Origin of the sequence: Segeticoccus rhizosphaerae (assembly GCF_009192725.1) — a bacterium.
Lineage (GTDB): Bacteria > Actinomycetota > Actinomycetes > Actinomycetales > Dermatophilaceae > Segeticoccus > Segeticoccus rhizosphaerae.
Genome location: NZ_VOHR01000320.1, coordinates 1 through 4,178, shown reverse-complemented (window position 1 = coordinate 4,178; position 4,178 = coordinate 1). Strand labels below are relative to the sequence as shown.

Below are 4,178 nucleotides of genomic sequence, written 5' to 3'. Positions count from 1 at the left end.
GCCCGCTCGCCGGGGGCCAGGTCGCGCCACGGCGGGAACGCCGCCGCGGCCCGCTCGATGGCGGCATCGGTGCGGTCGACGTCGGCCAGCTCCACCTCCGTCACCGGGCTGGCGGTGGACGGGTTGATGACCGTGTAGGTCGTGCTCACGTGCGCTCTCACATCCTCTCGAAGCCGCGGCGCAGCTCCCAGTCGGTCACGGCGGCGTCGAACGCGGCGAGCTCGACGTCGGCCATGTTGGTGTAGTGGTCGACGACGGTGTCGCCGAAGGCCTTCCGGGCAAGGTCGGATCCGTGGAACGCATCGCGGGCCTCGCGCAGCGTCTTGGGCACGTGCGGCCTCCCCGAGGTGTAGGCGTTGCCGGTCAGCTCCTCGTCGAGCTCGAGCTCGTGGTCGATGCCGTGGAACCCTCCGGCCAGCATCGCCGCCAGCGCCAGGTAGGGGTTGACGTCGCCACCGGGCACCCGGTTCTCCATCCGCGCCCCCGCTCCGTGCCCGACCAACCGCATGGCGCAGGTCCGGTTGTCCGTGCCCCAACCGATCGTGGTCGGCGCGAACGAGCCATCGGCAAACCGCTTGTAGGAGTTGATGTTCGGCGCATACAGCAGCGTGAAGTCGGTCATCGTCGCCAGCACCCCGGCCACGAACTGGTCATACAGCCTGCTGCGCCCACCGGTCTCCTCGTCCCAGAAGACCAGCGACCCGTCGGTCCCCCGCAGCGACAGGTGGATGTGGCAGGAGCTGCCCTCGAGGTGGTTGTACTTGGCCATGAAGGTCAGCGACTTGCCGTGCTGCGCCGCGATCTCCTTGGCCGCGGTCTTGTAGACCGCGTGGTTGTCCGCGATGTGCTTCGCCTCGTCGTAGAGGAACCCGATCTCGTGCTGGCCGGGGTTGCACTCCCCCTTGGCCGACTCGACGTCCATACCGGCGCCGTACATGTGGTTGCGGATGTCCCGCAACAGCGGCTCCACCCGCGTGGTCCCCAGGATCGAGTAGTCCACGTTGTACTGGTTCGCCGGCGTCAGGCCGCGGTAACCGCGATCCCACGCCTGCTCGAAGGTGTCCTCGAAGACGATGAACTCCAGCTCGGTGCCGGCCAGCGCGACGTAGCCGTCCGCGGCCGCACGCTCCAGCTGCGCCGACAGGATCCGCCTCGGGGACTGCTCCACCCACCGGTGGTCCATCCAGGCCAGGTCGCACTGGATCATCGCCGTCCCCGGCAGGTGCGGCAGCAACCGGATCGTGTCGTAGTCGAGGACGAACTCCATGTCCCCGTAACCCTTCTCCCACGAGGTCATCTCGTAGCCGGCCACCGTGTTCATCTCCACATCGGCCGCCAGCAGGTAGTTGCACCCCTCCGTGCCGTGGTCGACCACCTGGTCGAGGAAGTACTGCGCGTGCAGCCGCTTGCCCTTCAAACGCCCCTGCATGTCGGTGAACGCGACGATGACGGTGTCGACCGCCCCGTCATCGATGCGGGCACGTAGCTGCTCCAGCGAGAGCAGCCGGTCGTTGCTGCGGATCGAACTCATCATGATCTCCTTCGGGCCTCAGCCCAACAGGCCGCGAAGCAGGGCCGCGGTGTCGTCGCAGTGCTGCTCCATACTCCGCCGGGCCCGAGAGGGGTCGCCGGCGATGATGGCGCGCACGATGGCTTCGTGCTGGGCGTCGGAGTGCTCGATGTTGACGCTCAGCACCGGGATGGCGGTCAGCAGCGTGTGCAGGTCCGCCTGGGACCGGGTGACCGCATCGATGATGTGCGGCGAACCGGTCAGGGTGGCGATCCCCAGGTGCAGCCGCGAATCGGCCTGCCGGTGGGCCCGCCGGCCCTGCGCCCTCGCCACATCCGCCAGGGCCGCCCGCAACATGGTCCGCTGCTTGTCCGACAGCGGACGAGAAGCAGCCACGTGGCACGCCCCCGCCTCGACGACCCGGCGAAACACCAACGAGTCCAACAGCTCCTCGCGTCGCTCACCCAGGTCAGGCGGATTGGTCGGCACGATCTCGGGCAGCGCCAGCACTCGCGTGCCGCCGCCCCGACCGCGCACACTCTGCAACAGGCCGGCCGTGCGCAGGGCAGCGATCGCCTCCCGCAGCGTGGCCCGTGACACCCCCATCCGCGCCGCCAGCTCCCGCTCCGGCGGGAGCGTGCTGCCCTTGGGGTAGACACCCAGCCTGATCGCAGTGGCCAACTGCTCGAAACAGCCCTCGAAACCGTGGTGGGCCCGGACCGGACGGAGCATGACCTCCATCAACGGTTCGGACTCCATCGACGGGTCCGCCTGGGCGGCCTGACCGTTCACGACTCCAGCGCCCCCTCCGGGTCGCCCTCCTCCAACACCTTCTCCGGGTCCGCCGCGTTGTGGTCCTCGGGCGAGGCGCCGTGCATGAACCGGTTGCGGCCGCCGAGGAACCAGGAGATCGTCGCGAAGAGGAACACGACGAGCACCGCGATCGGTGCGTAGTTGAAGGTGTCCACGGTGATCGGCTTGCTCGGGGGCAGGACGAACATCACCACGATGACACAGACCCACACGACCGCAACCCACCCGATCACCGGGCTCCAGCGGCCGAGGTTCCACGGACCGGGCGTGAAGTGCTCCGCCCGCCGGCGCAGGAAGACCGGCACGACATACGCGATGTAGAGGCCGATCACGGCGATCGACGTCACCGCGAGGTATGCCGTCTGGTTGAACAGGGCGGGTAGCGCGAGCAGGATCGACAGGACGACGCAGAACCAGATCGAGTTGGTCGGCGTGCCCGTCCGCACGTTGACCTTGGCCCAGAGCCTCGAGCCGGGCAGCGCGTTGTCGCGCGAGAAGGCAAAGGTCATGCGGGAGTTCGCGGTCACGGAGGCCATCCCGCAGAAGAACTGGGCGACGCACACGATGAACAGCAGGAACTTGGCCACGCCTGGGCTGCCGAGGGCGTCGAGGAACACCTGGGCGGGCGGCAGGCCGGTGTCGGTGGCGGCGAGCTTGCTCAGTCCGGCGGCGCTGCTGTCCGGGATGGCCGCGGTGATCGAGTAGAGCAGGATGAACCCGCCGATGATCGACACCACCACGCTCATCACGATGCCGCGCGGCGCACTGGTCGCGGCCGACTTGGTCTCCTCCGCGACGTGGGCGGACGCGTCATACCCCGTGTAGGTGTACTGGGCCATCAGCAGGCCCATGAAGAAGACGTATGGCGTGAAGCCCCAGCCGGTCTCGTTGTGCCACCCGGTCAGGGTCCAGCCGACGCTCTGGTGGTGCTCGGGGAGCAGCCAGAGGAAGCCGACGATGACGAGGACGCCGACCACGTGCCACCACGCGGAGACCATCGACAGCAGGCTGACCAGGTTGACGCCGAAGGTGTTGAGCAGCGCGTGCGCCACGATGATCGCGATGAACAGCAGGAAGACGCGTCCCGGTGTGACCTGGACGCCCCACACGAGGTTCATGAACGCGCTCCACGTCGTGGCGCAGCCGAAGTCGATCGCGGCCGTGACACCGATCTCGCCCATGAAGTTGAACCAGCCGACGTACCACGCCCAGACCTTCTTGTTGCGGCGGGCGAGGCGGCCGGCCCAGAAGTAGAGGCCACCCGCGGTGGGGTAGCGCGAGCAGACCTCGGCCATCGCCAGGGCGACGCAGGCGACGAAGACGCCGACGATGAGCCAGCCGAGGACGATCGTCGACGGGCCGCCGGATCTCAGCGCGATGCCGTAGGAGGTGATGCAGCCCGCCAGGATCGAGATGATCGAGAAGGAGACCGCAAAGTTGGAGAAGCCGGACATCCCCCGGTGCAGCTCCTGCTTGTATCCCATCTCCGCCAGGAGTCGGGAGTCGTCGTCGAGTTCCTCGTGCTGCTGCGCTGATTCGGTCATCAGTTTTCCCATACGCCGGCGACGGTGATGCCGCATGAGTATGTCGCTCCTGCGCCGATCGGTCAATGGTCCGGCCCCAGACCTTTACTGCTTCCCACGGGTACCCAGAGTTCGGACGACCGCGACGGGATGCGCTGAGCTCAGGCCTGCCCGAGGACGTCCTGGGCCAGCGCCAGCACGACGGGCAGCACCGTCATGAGCACGAAGGCGGGCAGGAACGCGAGGCCGAGCGGCAGCACGAGCGCGACGCCCAGCTTCGACGCCGCGACCTCCAGCCGGGCCTGCTGGGCTCGGCGCACGTCGGCCGCGCC

4 protein-coding genes are annotated in these 4,178 nt (G+C 68.2%); all 4 read right to left on the bottom strand.

Translation table 11 applies throughout. The annotated features are described in order from the left end of the window. The coding region (locus tag FRW57_RS24825; RefSeq protein WP_203230401.1) for an aldehyde dehydrogenase family protein at nt 1–149 on the bottom strand (149 nt) is incomplete at its 3' end. An 8-nt stretch (nt 150–157) separates the two neighbouring features. Then, nucleotides 158–1,531, bottom strand: a complete 1,374-nt coding sequence (locus tag FRW57_RS18165; RefSeq protein WP_152186668.1) for a glutamine synthetase family protein — start codon at nt 1,529–1,531, stop codon at nt 158–160. A gap of 18 nt (nt 1,532–1,549) precedes the next feature. Further along, on the bottom strand, nt 1,550–2,302 hold the full coding sequence (locus tag FRW57_RS24820) for a FadR/GntR family transcriptional regulator (protein WP_275263189.1): 753 nt from the start codon (nt 2,300–2,302) through the stop codon (nt 1,550–1,552). Next, on the bottom strand, nt 2,299–3,867 hold the full coding sequence (locus FRW57_RS18155) for an amino acid permease (RefSeq protein ID WP_238999480.1): 1,569 nt from the start codon (nt 3,865–3,867) through the stop codon (nt 2,299–2,301). The genes FRW57_RS24820 and FRW57_RS18155 overlap by 4 nt, the downstream gene beginning before the upstream one ends. Between the last annotated feature and the right edge of the window lie 311 nt (nt 3,868–4,178).